Raw genomic sequence first — 22001 nt, forward strand, 5'->3', positions numbered from 1 at the left:
CCTGCCACGGCCATGGCCCGGTAAGCCCCACGAATTTCCTCCGGCGGGCCCCACGCGCCCGCCGCCAGAACAGGTGATGTCATGAACGACCGTTACGAAGCCGCAGGAAACCTGGTCGAGGCCCTGCTGCAACGCGCCTGCGAAATGCCGCGCAAGACCGCCCTGCGATTCATCGCCGAGAACGTCGAACAGCCCATCAGCTTCCGCGAACTGGACGAACGCGCTCGCGCCATGGCCGCCTGGATGCTGCGCCACGGCCGGCAAGGCGACCGCGCCGTGCTGCTGTTGCCCAGCGGTCCTGAATACGTCACGGCGTTCTTCGCCTGCCTTTACTCAGGGATCATCGCCGTGCCGGCCTATCCGCCGGAGTCGGTGCGCCCGCAGCACCTGGCGCGCCTGCGCTCGATCCTCGACGACGCTGAGCCCAGCCTGGTGCTCACCGACTCCACGCTGATCGAAGCGCTGCGCCCGGCGTGCGAGCGCGAGAACGGCGACAGCCCGCTGCTGCTGGCGGTGGACCAGGCCAACCCGGCGCTGGCCGTGGAGTGGCAGATGCCCGAGTTGGCCGATGACGACATCGCCTTCCTGCAGTACACCTCCGGCTCCACCTCGACGCCCAAGGGCGTGCAGGTCAGCCATGGCAACCTGGTCGCCAACGAGCGCCTGATCCGTCACGGCTTCGGCATCGGTGACGACGACGTGATCGTCAGCTGGCTGCCGCTGTTCCACGACATGGGCCTGATCGGTGGCCTGCTGCAGCCGATCTACAGCGGTATCGAGTGTGTGCTGATGTCGCCGCGCTACTTTCTCGAACGCCCGCGCCGCTGGCTGGAAGCCATCGCGCGCTTCGGCGGCACCGTCAGCGGCGGCCCGGACTTCGCCTATCGCCTGTGCTGCGAGCGGGTCAACGAATCCGCCCTGGAAGGCCTCGACCTGAGCAAATGGCGCGTGGCCTTCTCCGGCTCCGAGCCGATCCGCCCGGACACCCTGGAGCGCTTCGCCGCCTGGTTCGCCCCGGCACAATTCGACGCCTCTTCCTTCTATGCCTGCTACGGCCTTGCCGAAGCGACCCTGTTCGTCACCGGTGGCGTGCGTGGGGAAGGCATTGCGCAGTTGGAAGTCGACCTCAACGCCCTGGGTGAAAACATCGCCCGCCCGGGGCGCGGTACCTCGCTGATCAACTGCGGCCGCACCCAGCCGGACCACGACGTGCAACTGGTCGACCCGCTGAGCGGCGAGACCCTCGGCCCGGACCGCGTCGGCGAAATCTGGAGCAGCGGCCCCAGCGTCGCCCTCGGTTACTGGCGCAACCCGCAAGCCAGCGCGCGCACCTTCGTCGAGAAGGATGGCCGCACCTGGCTGCGTACCGGCGACCTGGGCTTCCTGCACAACGGCGAGCTGTTCGTCACCGGTCGCCTGAAGGACATGCTCATCGTCCGTGGCCAGAACCTCTACCCTCAGGACCTGGAACGCTGCGTGGAGGAGGAGGTGGACCTGGTGCGCAAGGGCCGGGTTTCCGCCTTCGCCATCGAACACCAGGGCCGCGACGGCATCGGTATCGCCGCCGAGGTCGGGCGCAGCGTGCGCAAGCTGATCTCCGCCGAGGCGCTGGCCAAGGCCATCTCCGCCGCCGTGGCGGAAACCTTCCAGGAGGCGCCGCTGGTGGTGGCGCTGCTGGAGCCCGGCGCACTGCCCAAGACCTCCAGCGGCAAGCTGCAGCGCTCGGCGTGCCGCGCCCAGTTGCGGGACGGCAGCCTGCAAGCCTATGCGATCCAGCGTGCCGGCGAGCCGATCAGCGATGGCGCCAGCGCCAAGCCGGTCGCGCCGTTGTCCGTTGAAGAGCAAGCCATCGCCGCGCTGTGGAGCGAAGTGCTGGAGCTGCCGGCGATCCGCCGTGACGACAACTTCTTCGCCCTGGGTGGCAACTCCATCAAGGCCACTCAACTGATGGCACGCCTGCGCGAGCGTCTCGGCCGCGCCGTGGAGTTGCGCCGGCTGTTCGAAGCGCCGGAACTGGGTGCCTTCGTCGCTGCGCTGGCCGCCTTGCCGACCACCCAGGTCGAGGCCGTGGCACAGGTCCCGCGTGACGGATTGCTGCCGCTGTCGCCGGCCCAGCGTCGCCTCTGGTTCCTCTGGAAGCTGGAACCGGAAAGCGCCGTCTACCACATCGCCGGACGCATGAACCTGCGCGGCGAGCTGCGCCGCCCCGCGGTGGAGCAAGCCTTCGCGATGCTGCTGGGCCGCCATGAAACCCTGCGTAGCCGCTTCATCGAACAGGCGGATGGTGAAGTCTCGCTGAGCCTGTCCGACGCCACGCAAGTGGAGCTGACCGAAAGCGATTTCAGCTCGCTGGGCAACGCCCGCCGTGACATCGCTGCCCGCGAGGACGCCGATGCCTTTGCTGCGCAGCCGTTCGACCTGGCCGCCGGCCCGCTGTTGCGCCTGCGCCTGCAGAACCTCGGCGGTGGCCGCCAGGCGCTGCTGCTCTGCGTGCATCACATCATCGCCGACGGCTGGTCGCTGAACCTGCTGCTGGACGAATTTGCCGAGTGCTACCGCGCCATTGTCGAGCAGCGCGAGCCGGTGCTGCCGGCGCTGTCGCGCCAGTACCTCGATCTCGCAGCCGCCCAGCAGGTCAGGCTGGAGGCGGGCGAGGGTGCCCGTCTGCTGGACTGGTGGAGCGAGCGCCTGGGTAGCGCCCATGCACCGCTGGAATTGCCGTTCACGACCGGTGAAAAAGGCCAGAGCGCCGCACTGATCGAACAGGAAGTCGATGCGGACCTGACCGGCAAATTGCGTACCTTGGCCCAGGCCCATGGCGCGACCCTGCCGATGCTCCTGCTCAGCGCCTACAACCTGCTGTTGCAACGCTACAGCGGCCAGCACGATCTGCGCATCGGCCTGACCCAGGCCGGTCGCGAACAGCTCGACAGCGAGCGACTGGTCGGCTTCTTCGTCAACCTGCTGGTGCTGCGCAGCGAGCTGCCCGAAGGCGCCAGCCTGCGCGGCGTTCTCCGCCAACTGCGCGACGACCTGCTGCAAGCCCAGGCGCACCAGGGTCTGCCGTTCGAACAACTGGTGGAAGCCCTGCAGCCCGAACGTGGCCACGGCCGCCATCCGCTGTGCCAGGTGGCCTTCGACCACCAGTGGCAGCCGCGCGCCGGCAACGGCCTGCCGGGCGTCAGCGTGGAGGCCCTGGAGCAGCTCGACCTGGAAACCCCGTTCGACCTGGTGCTGCGCGTCCGCGAAGGAGAGCAGACCCTGCGTCTGAGCGTCTGCTATGCCCGCGAGCGTTATGCCGCCGCGGGCATGCAGCGCCTGGTCGGGCACTTCCTCGACCTGCTGCACGCCTTGCCGCAGATGAATGCTGACGCCGTACTGGACGCCCGCGACTGGTTGCCCGCCAGCGACTGGAGCATCGCCGTCGCCGGTGATGCGCCGGTGTTCGAGGCGCTGAGCGAGACCATCGCCGCCCAGGCCCGCCGTCATCCGGCCAAGGTCGCGCTGATCGACGAGCAGCGCGAAGTGAACTTCGCCGAACTGGAGGATCGCTCCAACCGCCTGGCGCAGCGCCTGATCCAGCGCGGTATCGGCCCGGAACGCCGGGTTGCCGTGGCGCTGCCGCGCGGCGTGGACATCCCGCTGGCCCTGCTGGCCATCATGAAGGCCGGCGGCGCCTACCTGCCGCTGGACGTCGACTACCCCGCGGAGCGCCTGGCCTGGCTGATGCAGGACGCCGGCGTCGACCTGCTGCTGACCAATGCTGCACTGGCCGAGCGCCTGCCACTGCCCGAGGGCGTCGAGCGCCTGGTGCTGGAAGAGGCCGACCTCGCCAACGCCCTGGCTGTGCGCCCGCTGGTGCGCATCCAGGCGCGGAATCTTGCCTACCTGATCTACACCTCCGGCTCCACTGGCCAGCCCAAGGGCGTTGCCGTGGCCCACGGCGAGATCGCCGCGCACTGCCGCGCCATCGGCCAGCGCTACGCGATGACCAGCGAAGATCGCGAACTGATCTTCATGTCCTTCGCCTTCGACGGTGCCCACGAGCGCTGGCTTACCGCGCTGTCCCATGGTGGCAGCCTGCTGATCCGCAACGACGCGCTATGGACTGCCGAGCAGACGCTCGAGCAACTGCGCCGCCATGAAGTGACCGTCGCGGCCTTCCCGCCGGCCTACCTGCAACAGTTGGCCGAGCAGGCCATGATCCACGGCCACGCGCCGAGCATGCGCATCTACTGCTTCGGTGGCGACGCGGTGCCCGAAGCGGCCTACCAGTTGGCGCACCAGGCGCTGAAGCCACAGCACCTGATCAACGGCTACGGCCCGACTGAAACCGTGGTCACCCCGATGCTCTGGAAGGCCGACGCGCGTACCACGTGCGGCGCCGCTTACGCGCCCATCGGCGAGGTGGTCGGCGAACGCAGCCTGTACATCCTCGACGACCGCCTGCAACCGCTGCCGCGCGGCGTGGCTGGGGAGCTGTACATCGGCGGGCATGGCCTGGCTCGCGGCTACCACCAGCGCGCCGGCATGACCGCCGAACGCTTCGTCGCCGACCCGTATGCCGACGGCCTTCGCCTGTACCGCAGCGGTGACCGCGTGCGCTGGCGTGAAGACGGCGCGCTGGACTACCTCGGCCGCGTCGACCAGCAGGTGAAGATCCGCGGCTTCCGCATCGAGCCGGGCGAGATCGAGTCCCGCCTGCGTGCGCTGCCCGGCGTGCGCGAAGCGGCAGTGATCGCCCGTGACAGCGAGCGTGGCAAGCGCCTGCTGGGCTATGTCGTCGGCGAAGCGCTTGCCGAAGACGCCTTGAAAGCTGCGCTGCGCGCACAACTGCCGGACTACATGGTGCCGTCGCGCCTCCTCGTGCTCGACCAGATGCCGCTCAATGCCAACGGCAAGATCGACCGCAAGGCATTGCCGGAGCCCCAGGACGCAGCCAGCACCACCGAGGCCCCGCGAGACGGCCTGGAAAGCCGCGTGGCTGCTGTCTGGGCCGAAGTGCTCGGCTTGCCGGCCGTAGGCCGCGAGGACGACTTCTTCGAGCTGGGCGGCCATTCGCTGCTGGCCACGCAGGTCATCTCCCGCCTGCGCCGTGACCTGGGCTGCGAAGTCCCGTTGCGCGATCTGTTCGAGGCCAGCCGCCTGGGCGAGTTCGCGGGACGCCTGAAGGTGCTTGCCCCCAGTGCGCGCCCGGTACTGCAAGCCTTGCCGCGCGACGGCGACCTGCCGCTGTCCGCCGCCCAGAGCCGCCTGTGGTTCTTCTGGCAGATGGAGCCGGCCAGCGTCGCCTACAACGTGCCGGGCGCCCTGCGCCTGCGCGGCGAGCTGGATGAGTCCGCGCTGCGCCGTGCCTTCGATGCCCTGGTGGCGCGCCATGAAACCCTGCGCACCACCTTCGATGAAGTGGACGGCCAGGCCTTCCAGCGTATCCAGCCGGCGCAACCCCTGGATCTCGCGAGGGTCGATCTGTCCGCTGAAAAAGACCCCGAAAGCGCCGCCCGCCGTCTGGCGGAGGAAGAAGCACAGCGCCCGTTCGACCTGCGCAACGGCCCGTTGCTGCGCCTGACCCTCATCAGGCTGGCCGATGCCGACCACGTGCTGCTGCTGACGATGCACCACATCGTCTCCGATGGCTGGTCGATCCGCGTGCTGGTGGACGAATTCAGCCGTCTCTACGGCGCCTTCGCCGCTGGCGAGGACCTGCAACTGCCGGTGCTGCCGGTGCAGTACGCCGACTACGCCCAGTGGCAGCGCGAGCTGCTGGCGGGCGAGGAGGGCCAGCGTCAGCTCAACTGGTGGACTGAGCAACTCGGCCAGGACACCCCTGTCCTGGAACTGGCTGCCGACCGGCCGCGCCCGGCCGTGCAGAGCTACCGCGGTGGCAGCCTCGGCTTCAGCCTGGATGCCGGTCTCGGTGCGCGCCTGAAACAACTGGCTCGCGAACAGGACGTCACCCTGTTCATGCTGCTGCTTGGCGCCTACGCGGTGCTGATGCAGCGCTACAGCGGCCAGCGCGACCTGCACATCGCGGTGCCCATCGCCAACCGTCAGCAGCTGGAAACCGAAGGGCTGATCGGTTTCTTCGTCAACACCCAGGTCATGCCGTGCCAGCTTGCCGACGACGAATCCTTCGCCGCGTTGCTGGCCCGCCTCAAGCCTCTGGCGCTGGGCGCGCAAGTGAACCAGGACCTGCCGTTCGAACAGCTGGTGGAAGCGCTGCAACCCGAACGCAGCCTGGCCTACAACCCGCTGGTGCAGGTGAAATTCAACTTCGGCTTCGACGTCAGCCGCCTGCCCGACGCCGGCGCGCTGAAGCTGGAACTGTTCAGCGAGGAACAGTACGGCGCACGCTTCGACCTGGCCCTGGACATGGCCGAGGCGCTGGACGCCAGCGGCCAGCCGGGCGATGAACTGCGCGGCAGCTTCGTCTATGCCCGCGACCTGTTCGACGAGGACAGCGTCGCTGCCATCGCCGGCCAGTTCGAAGCACTGCTGCGCCAGCTGTGCGCCGAGCCGCAGCGTGCGCTGGGCGAGCTGCCGCGCCCGGTGGCCTCGCGTCGCCGTGGCGAAGCCCGGCAGTGGCCGCAGCAGGACGTGCTCGGACTGTTCGCCGCGCAAGTTGCCGCGCAACCGGATGCCATTGCGGTACAGGATGAGGGCGTGCGCTACAGCTATGCCGAGCTGGATGCGCGCAGCAATCGCCTGGCCAACGCGCTGATCGACAGCGGTGTGGAGCCGGTTGAGTGCATCGCCATTTGCCAGCAACGCAGCGCGCAGTGGGTGCTCCTGCTGCTGGGTGTGCTCAAGGCCGGCGCCACTTACGTGCCGCTGGACCCGGCGCAGCCTGCCGAACGCCTGCGTCAGCTGATCCAGGACAACGGTATCGGCCGCGTACTGGTGACCGAACCTGCCCTGCTGGAAACCTTCGGTGAAGCAGCCTCGCTGATACCTGTGGGTGGCCCGGAGCAGGGCAGTGCCGCCGCGCCTGCTCGGAGCATCGATCCGCAGCAGGCCGCCTACGTCATCTTCACCTCCGGCTCCACTGGCCAGCCCAAGGGCGTGCGCGTCAGCCACGCGGCGCTGGCCAACTATGTGCAGGCCGTGCTCGAGCGACTGCAGCTGGACCAGGGCCGCGCCCAGGGCCTGGGCATGGCGATGGTTTCCTCGGTGGCTGCCGACCTCGGCCATACCACGCTGTTCGGCGCGCTGTGCGGCGGGGGGCGTCTGCACCTGGCCGATGCCCAGGCGGTGGCCGACGCCGAGCGCTTCTCGCAGTTCATGCGCGAAGTGGATGTGCTGAAGATCGTCCCCAGCCACCTCGCTGGCCTGCTGGCCGCCGCGCCCAATGCCGCCGCTGTGCTGCCACGCCGCCTGCTGGTGCTGGGCGGTGAAGCCTGTGACCGCGCGCTGCTGCAACCCATCCGCGAACTCGCGCCCAAGCTGCGCATCGTCAACCACTACGGCCCCAGCGAATCCACCGTTGGCGTGCTGACCCACGAATGGTCGCTGGTGGAGGATCTGCCGGCGGCCAGCCTGCCCATCGGTACGCCGTTGGCCAACACCGCCATCCGCGTGCTCGACGAGAAGGGTCGTGACCTGCTGCCGGGCGTAGCGGGCGAGTTGTACATCGGTGGTGCCGGCCTGGCACTGGGCTATCTCGGCCAGCCGGAAATGACGGCGGAGCGCTTCGCAGCTGATCTTGCAGACGGCGAAGGCGAGCGCCTGTACCGCAGTGGCGACCGAGTACGCCTGAACCGTCACGGCGCTGTGGAATTCCTCGGCCGCGTGGATGATCAGGTGAAGATTCGCGGCTATCGCGTCGAGCCGGGCGAACTGGCGCAAGCACTCAAGCGCCTGCCGGGCGTGCGCGATGCCGTGGCCCTGGCCGAGCGTGAGGGCGATGGCCCGATGAAGCTTTTCGCCTGGGCCGTTGCCGAGGGCCAGAGCGTGGAAGCGCTGCGCGAAGCCTTGGCCGGTGAGGTCCCGGAATACCTGCTGCCGGCCCAGCTGATCCTGCTGGAACGCCTGCCGCTGAACGCCAACGGCAAGGTGGACCGCAAGGCCCTGCCGCGTGCCGAGTCGGTCGCCAAGGCAGTGGACAGCGCGCCGCTGAGCGAACTGGAGCAGCGCATCGCCGACATCTGGCAGGCGGTGCTGAAGGTCGAGCGCGTCGGTGCCGAGGACAACTTCTTCGAACTGGGCGGCGACTCCATCCTCAGCCTGCAGATCATCGCGCGTATCCGTAAGCTGGGTTACAAGCTCAGTCCGAAACAGCTGTTCGAGCGCCAGAGCGTCCGCCAGCTCGCGCAGTGGCTGGAAAGTCGCGCGCCGTCTGCCGCTGCTGCTCCGGCGCCGGTTACCGCCATCACTGGCGAAGTCGTCTTGTCGCCGGTGCAGGCGCGCTTCTTCGAGCGTGTACCGAGCGCCCAGCGTCACCACTGGAACCAGGCGCTGCTGTTGCAACCGCGTGAAGCGCTGGATGGCGATGCCCTGGCCCGTGGCCTGCACTGGCTGGTCGGCCAGCACGACGCACTACGACTGCGCTTCGACGGCAGCCGCCAGCGCTACGCGGAACAGGGGCCGCTGGACATGACCCTCCTGTGGCGCCGCCGTGCCGCCGACGCCCGCACCCTGGAACGTCTGTGCGACGATGCCCAGGCCAGCCTGGATATCGCCAACGGCCCGCTGCTGCGCGCCATGCACGTCACGCTGGAAAGCGGCGGCGAACGCCTGCTGCTGGTCATCCACCACCTGGCGGTGGATGGCGTGTCCTGGCGCATCCTGCTGGAGGACCTTCAGTACGCCTACCGCGAACTGCGCGCCGGCCGCACTCCGGCCGCGCTGCCGCGCAGCGACAGCTACCAGGCCTGGAGCGCGCGCCAGCAGGCGGCCGCCAACAGCGCCGAAGTCGCTGCCGAGCTGGCTTACTGGCAAGGCGAACTGCGCGGTGCGCCGTCGCTCAAGCGTGCCCGCACCGATGTTCCGGGCACCTGGAAAGAAGCCGCCAATGCGCGCTTCAGCCTCGACGCTGATACCACCCGCCAACTGCTCGGCCCGGCACTGAAGGCGCAGCGCGTGCAGATCAACGACCTGCTGCTGACCGCGCTGGCCCGCGCCCTGTGTGCCTGGACTGGCGAAACCTCCGCGCTGGTGGAGATGGAAGGTCACGGCCGGGATGCCGTCGATGGCGAAGCGGCGCTGGACCTGAGCCGTTCCGTGGGCTGGTTCACCGCGCTTTACCCTGTCCGCCTGCATGCCGGCGGCGAGCCGGGCGCGGACCTGCGCGCCGCCCGCGAACACCTGCGCAACCTGCCGCGCGCCGGCATGGGTTACGGCCAACTGCGCTATCTCAGCCAGCACGCGGCCAGCCTGCGTGACCTGCCGGCGCCGCAGGTGACCTTCAACTACCTCGGCCAGCTCGACCAGGCGTTTGCCGACGCCGACTTCCTGCCGGCCTTCGAAGGTGTAGGCCGTAGCCAACCGCTGAATGCCGCGCTAGGCAATGCGCTGGTCTACGCCGGCCGTGTGCTCGGCGGTGAGCTGAGCCTGGAAGTCACCTACAGCCGCTTCATGTTCGACGCTGCCGACATCGACGAGCTGCAAGCGCTGCTGCGCGCCGAATTGCAGGCGCTGGTCGCTTATTGCCTGAATACGCCACGCCCGCTGCAAGCCAGCGAACTGCCGCTGCTCGGGCTCGACCAGCAACAGCTCGATGCACTGCCGCTGCCGGCCGGCGTGGACGATCTCTATCCGCTGTCGCCGATGCAGCAGGGCATGCTGTTCCACGCCCTCGACGTGCCGGGTTCCTCGCTCTACGTCAACCAGCTGCGCGTCGATCTCGATGGCCTCGATGAAGCCCGCTTCCTCGACGCCTGGCGCGCGGTCATTGCGCGCCATGCCAACCTGCGCACCGGCTTCCTCGCCAATGCGGATGCGGCGCCGCTGCAGTTCGTCCTGCACGACGTGCAACTGCCGCTACAGTCCTTCGACTGGCGCGATCAGCCGGTCAGCGCGCAGCAGTTGGAAAGCGTCGCTGATGCCCAGCGCAACCTCGCCTTTGACTTGGCCAAGCCACCGCTGCAGCGCCTGGCGCTGGTGAGGCTGGGCGAGCGTCGCTACCACCTGATCTGGACCTGCCACCACCTGCTGCTGGACGGCTGGAGCAGTGCGCGGCTGATCGGCGAAGTGCTCGCTCTCTACCGTGGTGAAACCCTGCCGGTGCCCGCCGCGCAGTACGGCGATTACATCGCCTGGCTGCACGCCCAGGACGGCGCCGCCGGTGAGACCTTCTGGCGCGAACGCCTGAAAGAGTTCGATGAGCCGACCCTGCTGGCCACCGCCTGCAACGCCGGGTTCCGTGACGAGCCGCTGCGCGAACTGCACAGCCGCCTCGACTGCGCGCCGCTGCAACGCTTTGCCCAGGCCCAGCGCATCACCCTCAACACCCTGGTGCAGGGCGCCTGGGCGCTGCTGCTGCAACGTTACTGCGGCCAGCGCAGCGTCACCTTCGGCGCCACCGTGGCCGGGCGACCGGCCACCTTGCCGGGCGCGGAGGAGAGCCTCGGCCTGTTCATCAACACACTGCCGATCCTGCAAAGCCCGGATGACGCCCAGTGCGTCGGCGACTGGCTGCGCCAGCTGCAGGCCTTCAACCTCGACGTGCGCGAGTTCGAGCACACGCCGCTGTACGACATCCAGCGCTGGGCCGGCCGCGGTGGGCAGGCGCTGTTCGACAGTCTCATCGTGTTCGAGAACTTCCCCATGGACGCAGCGCTGGCGTCTTCGGGCAATGATGATCTGCGGATCCTCGGCCATCGCCCGGTGGACGGCACCAACTACGCCCTGGCCCTGGTGGCCAGCGCCGGCGAGCAGCTGGACGTGCGCTACACCTACCGCGCCGACCGCCTGAGCGCGAGCCAGGTCGAGCAACTGCGTGGCCACTTCGAGCACCTGCTGCTGACCCTGGTGGAAGACGCCGAACGCCCGCTGGGCCGGGTCAGCCAACTGGCCGACGCCGAGCGCCACTCGCTGCTGCAACGCTTCAACGACACCGAGGCGAGGTTCCCGGCCGATGTGCAGCTGCAGGAGCTGATCGAGCGCCAGGTTGCCGCGACCCCGGATGCGCTGGCCCTGCAATTCGCTGACCAGCGCCTGAGCTACGCCCAGCTCAACGCCCGCGCCAACCAGCTCGCGCATTGGCTGCGTAGCCAGGGCGTCGGCCCGGATGTACTGGTCGGCGTGGCCGCCGAGCGTTCGCTGGAACTGGTGGTGGCCCTGCTGGGCATCGTCAAGGCCGGCGGCGCCTACGTGCCGATGGACCCGGACTACCCGCAGGACCGCCTGCAACACATGCTCAGCGACAGCGGCGTGGGTCTGCTGCTGACTCAGCAACACCTGCTGGATCGCTTGCCGGCGAGCGAGGCCCGATTGATCTGCCTGGACAGCCAGTGGAGCGAGATCGCCACGGCCTCCGAGCAGAACCCGGCCATCGCCGGCAGCCCGCAGAATCTTGCGTACCTCATCTACACATCCGGCTCTACGGGCAAACCCAAGGGCGCCGGCAACAGCCATCGCGCACTGGTCAACCGCTTGCACTGGATGCAGAAAGCCTACGCGCTGGATGCCTCCGACCGCGTGTTGCAGAAGACCCCGTTCAGCTTCGACGTGTCGGTGTGGGAGTTCTTCTGGCCGCTCATGACCGGTGCGGCGCTGGTGGTGGCTGCGCCCGGCGCGCACCGCGATCCGGCAGCGTTGCGCCAGGTGATCGAGGCGGGGCAGGTCACTACGCTGCACTTCGTACCCTCGATGTTGCAGGCCTTCGTCGCTTCCGGCGAACTGGAGCGCTGCCCGTCGCTGTTGCAGGTGATGTGTTCCGGCGAGGCGCTGCCTTATGAGCTGCAGCAGCAGTTCCGCCAGCGCAGCAGCGCGAAGCTGCACAACCTCTACGGCCCGACGGAGGCGGCGATCGACGTCAGCTTCTGGGCCTGCGACGAGGACAACGCGCGGCACGTCGTGCCCATCGGCCGGCCCATCGACAACCTGCGTCTGGTACTGCTGGACGAGCGCCTGGAGCCGGTGCCGCAGGGTGTGGCCGGTGAGCTGTACATCGGTGGCGCGGGCCTGGCGCGCGGTTACCACGCGCGCCCCGGCCTGACCGCCGAGCGCTTCGTCGCTGATCCCTTTGGGAGCGGCGAACGCCTCTATCGCACCGGCGACCTGGCTCGCCAGCGTGAAGACGGCGCCATCGAATACCTGGGGCGCCTCGACCACCAGGTGAAGATTCGCGGCCTGCGCATCGAGCTGGGCGAGATCGAGGCCCGCCTGCAAGCGCAGCCGGAGGTCAGCGAAGCGGTGGTGGTGGCGAAGGACGGCGTGCTGCTGGCCTACGTTGTCGCCAGCGCCGAGCCCGAAGCCCTGCGCCAGGCGCTGCAAGGCGAGCTGCCGGACTACATGGTGCCGTCGCGGATCATCGCCCTCGACGCCATGCCGCTGTCACCCAACGGCAAGCTGGACCGCAAGGCCCTGCCGGACCCGCAACTGGGCGAGCGCCTGCGCGAATACGTGGCGCCGCGCAGCGACCTGGAAGTCGAGCTGGCCGGTATCTGGCAGCACGTGTTGCAGGTGGATCGTGTCAGCCTGCACGACGACTTCTTCGAACTGGGCGGCCATTCACTGCTGCTCACCCAGGTCGGCCTGACCCTGCGTCAGCGCCTGGGCCTTGAGCTGCCGCTGCATCGCCTGTTCGAGCTGAGCAACATCGAGGCGCTGGCCGCCTGGATCGAAGCCCAGCGGGCAAGCTCCGCCAGCGCGGAAGAGGAACTGGACCTGATGGATGAACTGCTCGGCGAGCTGGAGAATCTCTGATGAGTGGGGGAATGACTCAACCGATGGACGCCCAGCTGAAACAGGTCGCGGAGCGCCTTGGCGCGCTGCCCGAGGACAAGCAGATCGTCTTCCTGCGTCAGCTGCGTGAGAAGGGCGTGAGCCTCTCGCGCCTGCCGATCCTCCGCGAAGGGCGCGAGTACGCGCCGCTCTCGGCGGCCCAGGCGCGCCTGTGGTTCCTCTGGCAGATGGAGCCGCACAGCGCCGCCTACAACATCCCGGCCGCCGTGCGCCTGCGCGGCGCGCTGGACGAAGGCGCGCTGGAGCGCGCCTTCACCGCACTGATCGCGCGCCATGAAAGCCTGCGCACCGTCTTCCGTAGGGCGCATAACGCTGCGCGTTATGCGCCAGAGCCTGGCCACGATGTCTCGGCGTATAACGCTGACGCGTTATACGCCCTACCAGCGCCGGGTGACGAAGTCATGCAGTGCATCCTGCTGCCTGGGCCGGCATACCTGGAGCGGCAGGATTTCCAGCACGAAGCAGAAGCTCGCCAATGGCTGAACCACTGCGCGCAACGTTCCTTCGACCTCGCCGAAGGCCCGCTGCTGCGCCTGCATTTGGCGCGCCTGCCGGGTGAAGCGTTGTTGCTGGTGAACCTGCACCACATCATTGCCGATGGCTGGTCCATCGGTGTGCTGATCGATGAATTCGCGGTGCTGTACAGCGCCGAGGTGCAGGGCTCAAAAGCCGACCTGGCCGAGCTGCCGATCCAGTACAGCGACATGGCCCGCTGGCAGCGCCTGTGGTTGGCGGCCGGAGAGGGCGAGCGGCAGCTTGCCTACTGGAGGGAGCAGCTGGGCGACGAATCCCTGCTGCTGACCCTGCCGGGCGACCGGCCGCGGCCGCTGGTGCAGAGCTACCGCGGCGCCACCTTCGACTTCGAGTTGCCGCGCGAGTTGAGCGACGCGCTGCGCGACCTGGCGCGCGGGCAGGGCGCCACGCTGTTCATGCTGATCCTCGCCGCCTATCAATTGCTGCTGTCGCGCTACAGCGGCCAGCGCGAGCTGCGCGTCGGCGTGCCCATCGCCGGCCGTGGCCGCGCCGAGAGCGAAAGGCTGATCGGCTTCTTCGTCAATACCCAGGTGCTGCACGCGCGCATCGACGGCGACGAATCCTTCAGCGCGTTCCTGGCCCGCACCCGAGAAGCCGTGCTGGGCGCCCAGGCCAACCCGGACCTGCCGTTCGAGCAACTGGTGGATGCGCTGCAACCCGAGCGCAGCCTGAGCTACAACCCGCTGTTCCAGGTAGCCTGCAACCACCAGCCGAGCCGCCGCGATGCCCTGCGCGAGCTGCCTGGCGGCCTGCAGCTGGAAAGCCTGGAGCTGGACAGCGGCATCGCCAAGTTCGACCTGACCCTGAACACCGAGGAGAGCCGCGACGGCCAGGTCCGCGGGCAGTTCATGTACGCCACCGACCAGTTCGACGCGACGACCCTCTCGCGCCTCACCGGGCACTTCCTCAACCTGCTGCGCGGCCTGGTGGCCGACCCGCACTGCCCGGTGGCACGCCTGCCGCTGCTCGATGGCAGCGAGCGTGAGCAGTTGCTCTACGGCTGGAACGACACCGCGATGGACTACCCGCGCGAGGCCTGCCTGCACCAGCTGATCGAACAGCAGGTGCAGCGCTCGCCGGCTGACGTGGCGCTCACCGACGGCCAGCGCAGTTTCACTTACGCGGAGTTGAACGGCCGCGCCAACCGCCTCGCGCGCTGGTTGCGCGAACAGGGCGTCGGCCCGGACAGTCGCGTCGGCGTCGCCCTGGAGCGCTCCGTCGAACTGCCGGTGGCTTTGCTCGCCGTGCTCAAGGCCGGCGGCGCCTACGTGCCGCTGGACCCGGAATTCCCCGCCGAACGCCTGGCGCACATGCTAGAGGACGGCGACGTACGCCTGCTGCTGACCCAGCAGCACCTGCTCGGCGAACTGCCGCAGACAGGCGCCCGAGCGTTCTGCCTGGACCGCGACTGGGCGCAGCTGGATGGCTACGCCGACAGCGACCTGCACAACCTCGCCACGCCGGATGATCTGGCCTACGTCATCTACACCTCCGGCTCCACCGGCAAGCCCAAGGGCGTCGCGGTGCGCCATGGCGGGGTGGTCAACTTCATGCTCAGCATGGCCCGCGAGCCGGGCCTGGAGGCGCGGGACCGCGTCCTCGCGCTGACTTCGCTGTCCTTCGACATCTCCGCGCTGGAGCTGTACCTGCCGCTGCTGGTGGGCGGCCGGGTGGTGCTGGTGGACCGCGACGTCGCTCGCGATCCGTCACGCCTGCTCGGCGTGGCGCTGGAGCAGGGCGTGACGGTGATCCAGGCGACCCCGAGCACCTGGACGCTGCTAAGCGGCCACGAGGACTTCCCGCGCCTGACCGGCTGCCGCTTCTTCTGCGGCGGCGAGGCGCTGTCCGCCGAACTGGCGGACAAGCTGACAGCCCAAACGGATGCACTGTGGAATCTCTACGGCCCCACCGAAACCACCATCTGGTCGGCGGCCTGGAAGATCGACAAGGGCGCCCGCGCGCTGCTCGGCAAGCCCATCGCCAACACCCAGTTGTACATCCTCGATGGCGAGCTGCAACCGGCGCCCATCGGTGTGGCCGGCGAGCTGTACATTGCCGGCGACGGCCTGGCACGCGGCTACCACGGGCGCCCGGAACTGACCAGCGAGCGCTTCGTCGCCGATCCCTACAGCCGGGATGCCAATGCGCGCATGTATCGCACCGGTGATCTGGCGCGCTGGCGTGCCGATGGCGTGCTGGAGTACCTCGGCCGCCTCGACCATCAGGTGAAGATTCGCGGCTTCCGTATCGAGCTGGGCGAGATCGAATCGCGCCTGCTCGGCCAGCCCGGCGTGCGCGAGGCGGTGGTGATCGCCCGCGACGCCGGAGCGGTGAAGCAACTGGTCGGCTATGTGACGGGGCAGATCGATACCGACCTGCGTGCCGCGCTGCTGGAAGAGCTGCCGGACTACATGGTCCCCGCGCAGATCGTCCTGCTCGAGCGCATGCCGCTGACGCCCAACGGCAAGCTCGACCGCAAGGCGCTGCCGGAGCCGGACTTCAGCCTGCTGCAGAAGCGCTATCGCGCGCCGCAAAGCCAGCGCGAACAGACCCTGGCGGCCATCTGGTGCGCCGTGCTGGGCCTGGAACGGGTGGGCCTGGACGATAACTTCTTCGAGCTGGGCGGCGACTCCATCGTCTCCATCCAGGTGGTCAGCCGCGCCCGCGCCGCCGGGTTGCAGCTGAGCCCGAAGGACCTGTTCCAGCACCAGACGCTGCAGGCACTGGCCCGTGTGGCCGGTGACTACATTGCCGTCGAAACCCCGGCAACCCCGGCAACCCCGGCGGCCATCGACGCGCCGGACGCGGTGCAGCTCGCCGCCATTGGCCTGAATCCGGCCGAGATCGAAGACCTCTATCCGCTGTCGCCCATGCAGCAGGGCATGCTGTTCCACGGCGTGGACGGCAGCGAAGGCGGCGTCTACGTCAACCAGCTGCGCGTGGAAGTGCAGGAGCTGGACGTCGAGCGTTTCCGCGCCGCCTGGCAGGCCGCGCTGGATGCCCACGACAACCTGCGGGCCGGCGTGCACTGGCAAGGCCTCGACAAGCCGGTGCAGGCCGTGCACCGGCACGTCGAGCTGCCGCTGGAGGTGCTCGACTGGCGTGGCCGCGAAGACCTGGCCGCCGCGCTGGACGAACTGGCCGCTGCCGAACGCAGCCGCAGCTTCGATCTTGCGCGTCCACCGCTGCTGCGCCTGGTGCTGGTACGCAGTGCCGAGGCAAGCCACCAACTGGTCTACACCCATCACCACATCCTGCTCGACGGCTGGAGCAATGCCCAACTGTTCGCCGAGGCACTGCGTCGCTACAACGGCGAGAGCATCGCCGAGCAGGGCCGCTACCGCGACTACATCCACTGGCTGCAAGCCCAGGACCAGCAGCAGGCGCAGGACTTCTGGAGCGCGCGCCTGCAAGGCTTCGCCCAGCCCACCGTGCTGGCCGACAGCCTGGCGCGCCCGGCCGAGGGCAGCGGTCACGGCCTGGAGTACAGCCGCTACGACGCGGCGGCCACCGAACGCCTGAAAGCCTTCGCCCGCAGCCAGCGGGTGACGCTCAATACCCTGGTGCAGGCGGCGTGGATTCTCCTGCTGCAACGCTACACCGGGCAGCAGCGCGTCGCCTTCGGCGCCACCGTGGCCGGCCGCCCCGCACAACTGGCCGGCGCCGACAGCCTGCTGGGCCTGTTCATCAACACCCTGCCGATCGTCCAGGCGCCGGCCGAGCAGGCCGATCTGGGCGACTGGCTGCGCGAACTGCAGGCCTACAACCTGGACGTGCGCGAGTTCGAGCACACGCCGCTGTACGACATCCAGCGCTGGGCCGGCCAGGCCGGGCAGGCGCTGTTCGACAGCATCATCGTATTCGAGAACTACCCGGTGGACGAGGTGCTGCGCAGCGCCCAGGGCCCGCGCTTCGGCGAGCTGAAGTCGAAGGACGAGACCAGCATCCCCATGGACCTCGCCGTGCGCGTCGGCGACCGTCTGGAGATCGAATACCAGTACCTGCGCGCGCACTTCAGCGCGTCGGCAGTGGCACGGCTGCGCGGCAATATGGAACAGGTGCTGGACAGCCTGCTGCACGGCGCGGGCAAGCGCGTCGGCGAGCTGCAATGCCTGTCGGCCAACGACCGCGCGGCCCTGGCCGCCTGCCGTGGCCCGCACCAGTCGCTGCCGCCCGCCGAGCCGGTACACCTGGCGATTGCGCGTCAGGCGGCTCTGCGTGGCGATGATGTGGCGCTGATCTGTGGCGACGAGGCAATCGACTACGCGGCGCTGGAGCGCGACTCCAACCGCCTGGCCCATCGCCTGATGGCGCTGGGTGTCGGCCCGGAAGTCCGTGTCGGCGTGGCATTGCCGCGCAGCGTGCGCATTCCGTTGGCGCTGCTGGCGGTGCTCAAGGCCGGCGGCGCCTACGTGCCGCTGGACGCCGAGTACCCGCGCGAGCGCCTGGAATTCCAGATGAGTGACGCCGGTATCGCGTTGCTGATCACCGACAGCCGCCTGCGTAAGCGCCTGCCGTTGCCTGAAGGCGTGCAATTGCTGGAGCTGGACGGCCTCGATCTTTCGTCCGAAGACAACGATCTGCCGGTGGTGGCCCTGGAGCCGGAAAACCTCGCCTACCTGATCTACACCTCCGGCTCCACCGGCAAGCCCAAGGGCGTGGCGGTGAGCCACGGCCCGCTGGCCATGCACTGCGCGGCCATCGGCGAGCTGTACCAGATGGATGCAGCGACCCGCGAGCTGCACTTCATGTCCTTCGCCTTCGACGGCGCCCACGAGCGCTGGCTGACCACCCTGGTTCATGGCGGCAGCCTGGTACTGCGCGGCGATGAGCTGTGGACTCCGGAGCAGACCTACCGCGTGCTGCACGACAAGCAGGTCAGCGTGGCGGCCTTCCCGCCGGTCTACCTGCAACAACTGGCCGAGCATGCCCTGCGTGACGGCAACCCGCCGCCGGTGCGCATCTATTGCTTCGGTGGCGACGCGGTGCCCAATGCCAGCTTCGAACTGGCCAAGCGCGCACTGCGCGCGGAGCACCTGATCAATGGCTACGGCCCCACGGAAACCGTGGTCACGCCGCTGCTGTGGAAGGCCGATCGCGCGACGGCCTGCGATGCCGCCTATGCACCCATCGGCAAGGGCGTCGGCGCGCGCAAGCTGTACATCCTCGACGAGCAACTGCGCCAGGTTCCGCTGGGCGTGGCCGGCGAGCTGTACATCGGTGGCGACGGCCTGGCGCGCGGTTACCACGAGCGTGCGGGCCTGACCGCCGAGCGCTTTGTCGCCGATCCGTTCGATGCGAGCGGCGGCCGCCTGTATCGATCCGGCGACCTGGTGCGCGGCCGCGCCGATGGCGTGATCGACTACGTCGGGCGGATCGACCACCAGGTGAAGATTCGCGGCTTCCGCATCGAGCTGGGTGAGATCGAAGCGCGCCTGCAGGATCACCCGCAGGTCAGCGAGGCGCTGGTGGTTGCACGCGACGGCATCAGCGGCAAGCAACTGGTCGGCTACGTGGTGGGTGAAGCGGAAGGCGACGCGCTACGCAGCTTCCTCCGCGAGCAGGTGCCGGACTACATGGTGCCGGCGCAGATTCTCAAGCTTGAGCGCTTCCCGCTGTCGCCCAACGGCAAGATCGACCGCAAGGCGCTGCCCGAGCCGACCTGGCAGGGCGAAGCCTACGAGGCGCCGCGCAACGAGCGCGAGCGTGCCCTGGCCGACATCTGGCAGGACGTGCTGCAAGTGGAGCGCGTCGGTATCCGCGACAACTTCTTCGACCTCGGCGGCGACTCCATCCTCAGCCTGCAGATCGTCTCCCGTGCCCGCCAGGCGCTCGGCGAGGGCGTGGAGATCCGCCTGCGCGACCTGCTGCAGTACCAGACCATCGCCGGGCTGCTGGAGCGCGCCGAGAACGTGGCTGAGTTAGCGCCGACAGCGACCGTGGAGGTCGCTGATGACGGCGAGTCCTTCGGCCTGGTGCCGATCCAGCAATGGATGTTCGAGCAGCAGCTGGAGGAGCCCAACCACTTCAACCAGGCGGTGCTGCTGGAGTGCCGCCAGCGTCTCGACGCTGATGCGCTGGAGGCATCCTTGCAAGGCTTGCTGGCCGAACACGGCAGCCTGCGTCTGTCCTTCGCCCGTGGCGCGGACGGCGTGTGGCGCCAGCGCACTCTTGAGGCCAGCGAGGTTACCGGCACGCTGCTCTGGCAGCGTCAGGCGGCGAACGCCGAGGAAGCGCTGCTGATCGCCAACCAGGCGCAGCGCAGCCTGGAACTGAGCGAAGGCCGGCTGCTGCGCGGCGTGCTCACCGACATGGCTGACGGCACCCAGCGCCTGTTGCTGGTGATTCACCACCTGGGGGTGGACGGCGTGTCCTGGCGCATCCTGCTGGAGGAGCTGCAACAGCGCTACACCGCGCAGGTCACCGGCGAGCCGGAGCCACGCTTGGAACGCACCAGCGCCTACCGGGCCTGGGCCGAAGGGCTGCGCGAGTACGCCGACAGCCAACTGGCGCAAGGCGACCTGCCGTACTGGCTGGAGCAGACCAAGACCGAGGGCCTCGGCGAGCCGCAGCGCGACAACCCACGCGGCGCGGAGCGCATGGCGCACCTGGAGCAACTGTTCCTGCGCCTGGACCGCGAGCAGACCCAGCGCCTGCTGAAGGTAGCTCCGGAGGCTTATCGCACGCAGATCAATGACCTGCTGCTGACCGCCCTGGGCCGCACGCTCTGCCAATGGTGCGACAGCGAGTCGGTGCTGATCGGCCTGGAAGGCCACGGCCGCGAGGACATCCTTGATGCGGTCGATCACAGCCGCACCCTGGGCTGGTTCACCAGCCTGTTCCCGCTGCGCCTGACGCCGGGGCAGGGCGACTACGCCCAGGCCATCCCGGCGATCCGCCAGCAGCTGCGAGCGGTGCCGGACAAGGGTATCGGCTACGGCGCCATGCGCTATCTGGGCGACAGCGCGCTGCGCCGCCAGCTCGCCGCCCGTGCCGAACCACGGGTCACCTTCAACTACCTCGGCCAGTTCGACCAGAGCTTCGATGAACAGGCGCTGTTCGTGCCGCTGCAGGAAAAGCCCGGCGACACCTATGCCGCCAGCACGCCGATGAACAACTGGCTGGAGATCGTCGGCCAGGTCTACGACGGCGAGCTGACCCTGCGCTGCATGTTCAGCCGCCGGGTGTTCCGCCCGTCGCGCATCGAGGCGCTGATGGCGCAGCTGCGCACGGAACTGGAAGGGGTGATCGGCCATTGCTGCGCCCAGGTGGAAAGCGGCGCGCGCAAGGAGCAGGCCACGGTATGAACGCATTGATGAAAGAGGTTGGCATGCTGCACCCGGAGATTTCCGCCTTCCTGGACATGGTCGACGACGGCCGGCGCATGGGCCGCCCGGCGTTGCACGAACTGCCGGTGGAGCAGGCGCGGCAGGACTTCGAGGCGTCCTCGGAATCGCTCAAGGCCGGCGCGCCGTCGATGCCGGTGGAAGAACTGCTGATCCCGGCACGCGAAGGCCGGCAACTACCGGTTCGCCTGTACCGCCCGCTTGAGGCTGGCGACGGGGCGATCCTGTATTTCCACGGTGGCGGCTACACGGTCGGCAGTCTCGATTCCCACGATGGGCTGTGCCGGTTATTGGCCAGGCACTGTGCTTGTGCGGTGATTTCGGTGGGCTACCGGTTGGCACCGGAAGCGTCGTTCCCTGCGGCGACCTTCGATGCTCGCGACGCCTGGAGCTGGCTGCTGGATTCGGCCGCCAGTCTTGGCCTGGATCGGCGCCGCCTTGCCGTTGGCGGTGACAGCGCGGGCGCCACACTGGCGACTGTGCTCTGCGCCGAGCTGGCCGGCGAGGCCGCCGAGCAACCTTGCGCCCAGTTGCTGTTCTATCCGGCGGCGGATGCCAGCGCGCGCAGCGAATCCCAGGAACTGTTCGCCGAAGGCTATCTGCTGGAGACGGCCAGCCTGGACTGGTTCTACCAGCAGTACGTGCCTGAAGTGACGCAGCGTGCTGATTGGCGTTGCTCGCCAGTTCATGCGGGGGGAGCTCTGCAAGGCAGCGCCCCGGCACTGCTGTTCGCGGCGCAGTTCGATCCACTGCTGGACGAGGGCCTGGCCTATGCCCTCGCGCTGGTGGCCCAGGGCGTGGAAGTGGAGGCCGAGCGTTGCTGCGGCATGACCCACGACTTCCTGCGCATGGGCAACCTGGTGCCGGAGGTGGAGGGGTATTACCGGCGCGTGGCGGAGTTTCTCGCGGCGCGCTGGTGACGGGGCTCTGCCTTGACTATCTGGCAGGGCCCAGGCCAATGCCAGATGGAGTCCGTTCCTACGCGAAAGCTGTGCGCTCGCGTCGGCTCTCACCCTAAACCTCTCCCTGAGGGAGAAGGCTGGGGTGAGGGGGGATGCATCGGCATTGACTTCCCGGAAAAAGGTAGACGCTCCTACGAAAAGCCATTCGCGGCATTTACTACCAAATGAGTAACCCTCCGCTCCCATGGGGGCATTCCGGGCCGGGAAGGGCGCTGCCTAAGATCGCTCCATGACCTGGCCGATGGAGGCCGGG

General features: G+C 68.6%; 3 protein-coding genes. All 3 read left to right on the forward strand.

The window, feature by feature from the left end; all coding sequences use genetic code 11:
• Window positions 1-81 precede the first annotated feature (81 nt).
• Genes AC2T4A_RS18660 through AC2T4A_RS18670 form a run of 3 tightly spaced genes read left to right on the forward strand, consistent with a single transcriptional unit; the run spans window position 82 to window position 21706 of the window.
• A complete protein-coding gene (locus AC2T4A_RS18660) occupies window positions 82-12867 on the forward strand; it encodes a non-ribosomal peptide synthase/polyketide synthase (RefSeq protein ID WP_486741489.1) in 12786 nt (4261 codons plus the stop codon).
• Window positions 12868-12878: 11 nt separating this feature from the next.
• Complete coding sequence (locus AC2T4A_RS18665; protein ID WP_486741490.1) at window positions 12879-20747, forward strand: amino acid adenylation domain-containing protein; 7869 nt, start codon at window positions 12879-12881, stop codon at window positions 20745-20747.
• Window positions 20744-21706 carry an alpha/beta hydrolase gene (locus AC2T4A_RS18670; RefSeq protein ID WP_486741491.1) on the forward strand — a complete coding sequence of 321 codons (963 nt, stop codon included), beginning with the start codon at window positions 20744-20746 and terminating at the stop codon, window positions 21704-21706. The genes AC2T4A_RS18665 and AC2T4A_RS18670 overlap by 4 nt, the downstream gene beginning before the upstream one ends.
• Window positions 21707-22001 lie beyond the last annotated feature (295 nt).

This window comes from Pseudomonas sp. PVC-3-1 (assembly GCF_057444315.1).

Coding starts and splice junctions, on each gene's coding strand:
- AC2T4A_RS18660 (WP_486741489.1), top strand. CDS start 82: ATGAACGACCGTTACGAAGCCGCAGGAAACCTGGTCGAGGCCCTGCTG.
- AC2T4A_RS18665 (WP_486741490.1), top strand. CDS start 12,879: ATGACTCAACCGATGGACGCCCAGCTGAAACAGGTCGCGGAGCGCCTT.
- AC2T4A_RS18670 (WP_486741491.1), top strand. CDS start 20,744: ATGAACGCATTGATGAAAGAGGTTGGCATGCTGCACCCGGAGATTTCC.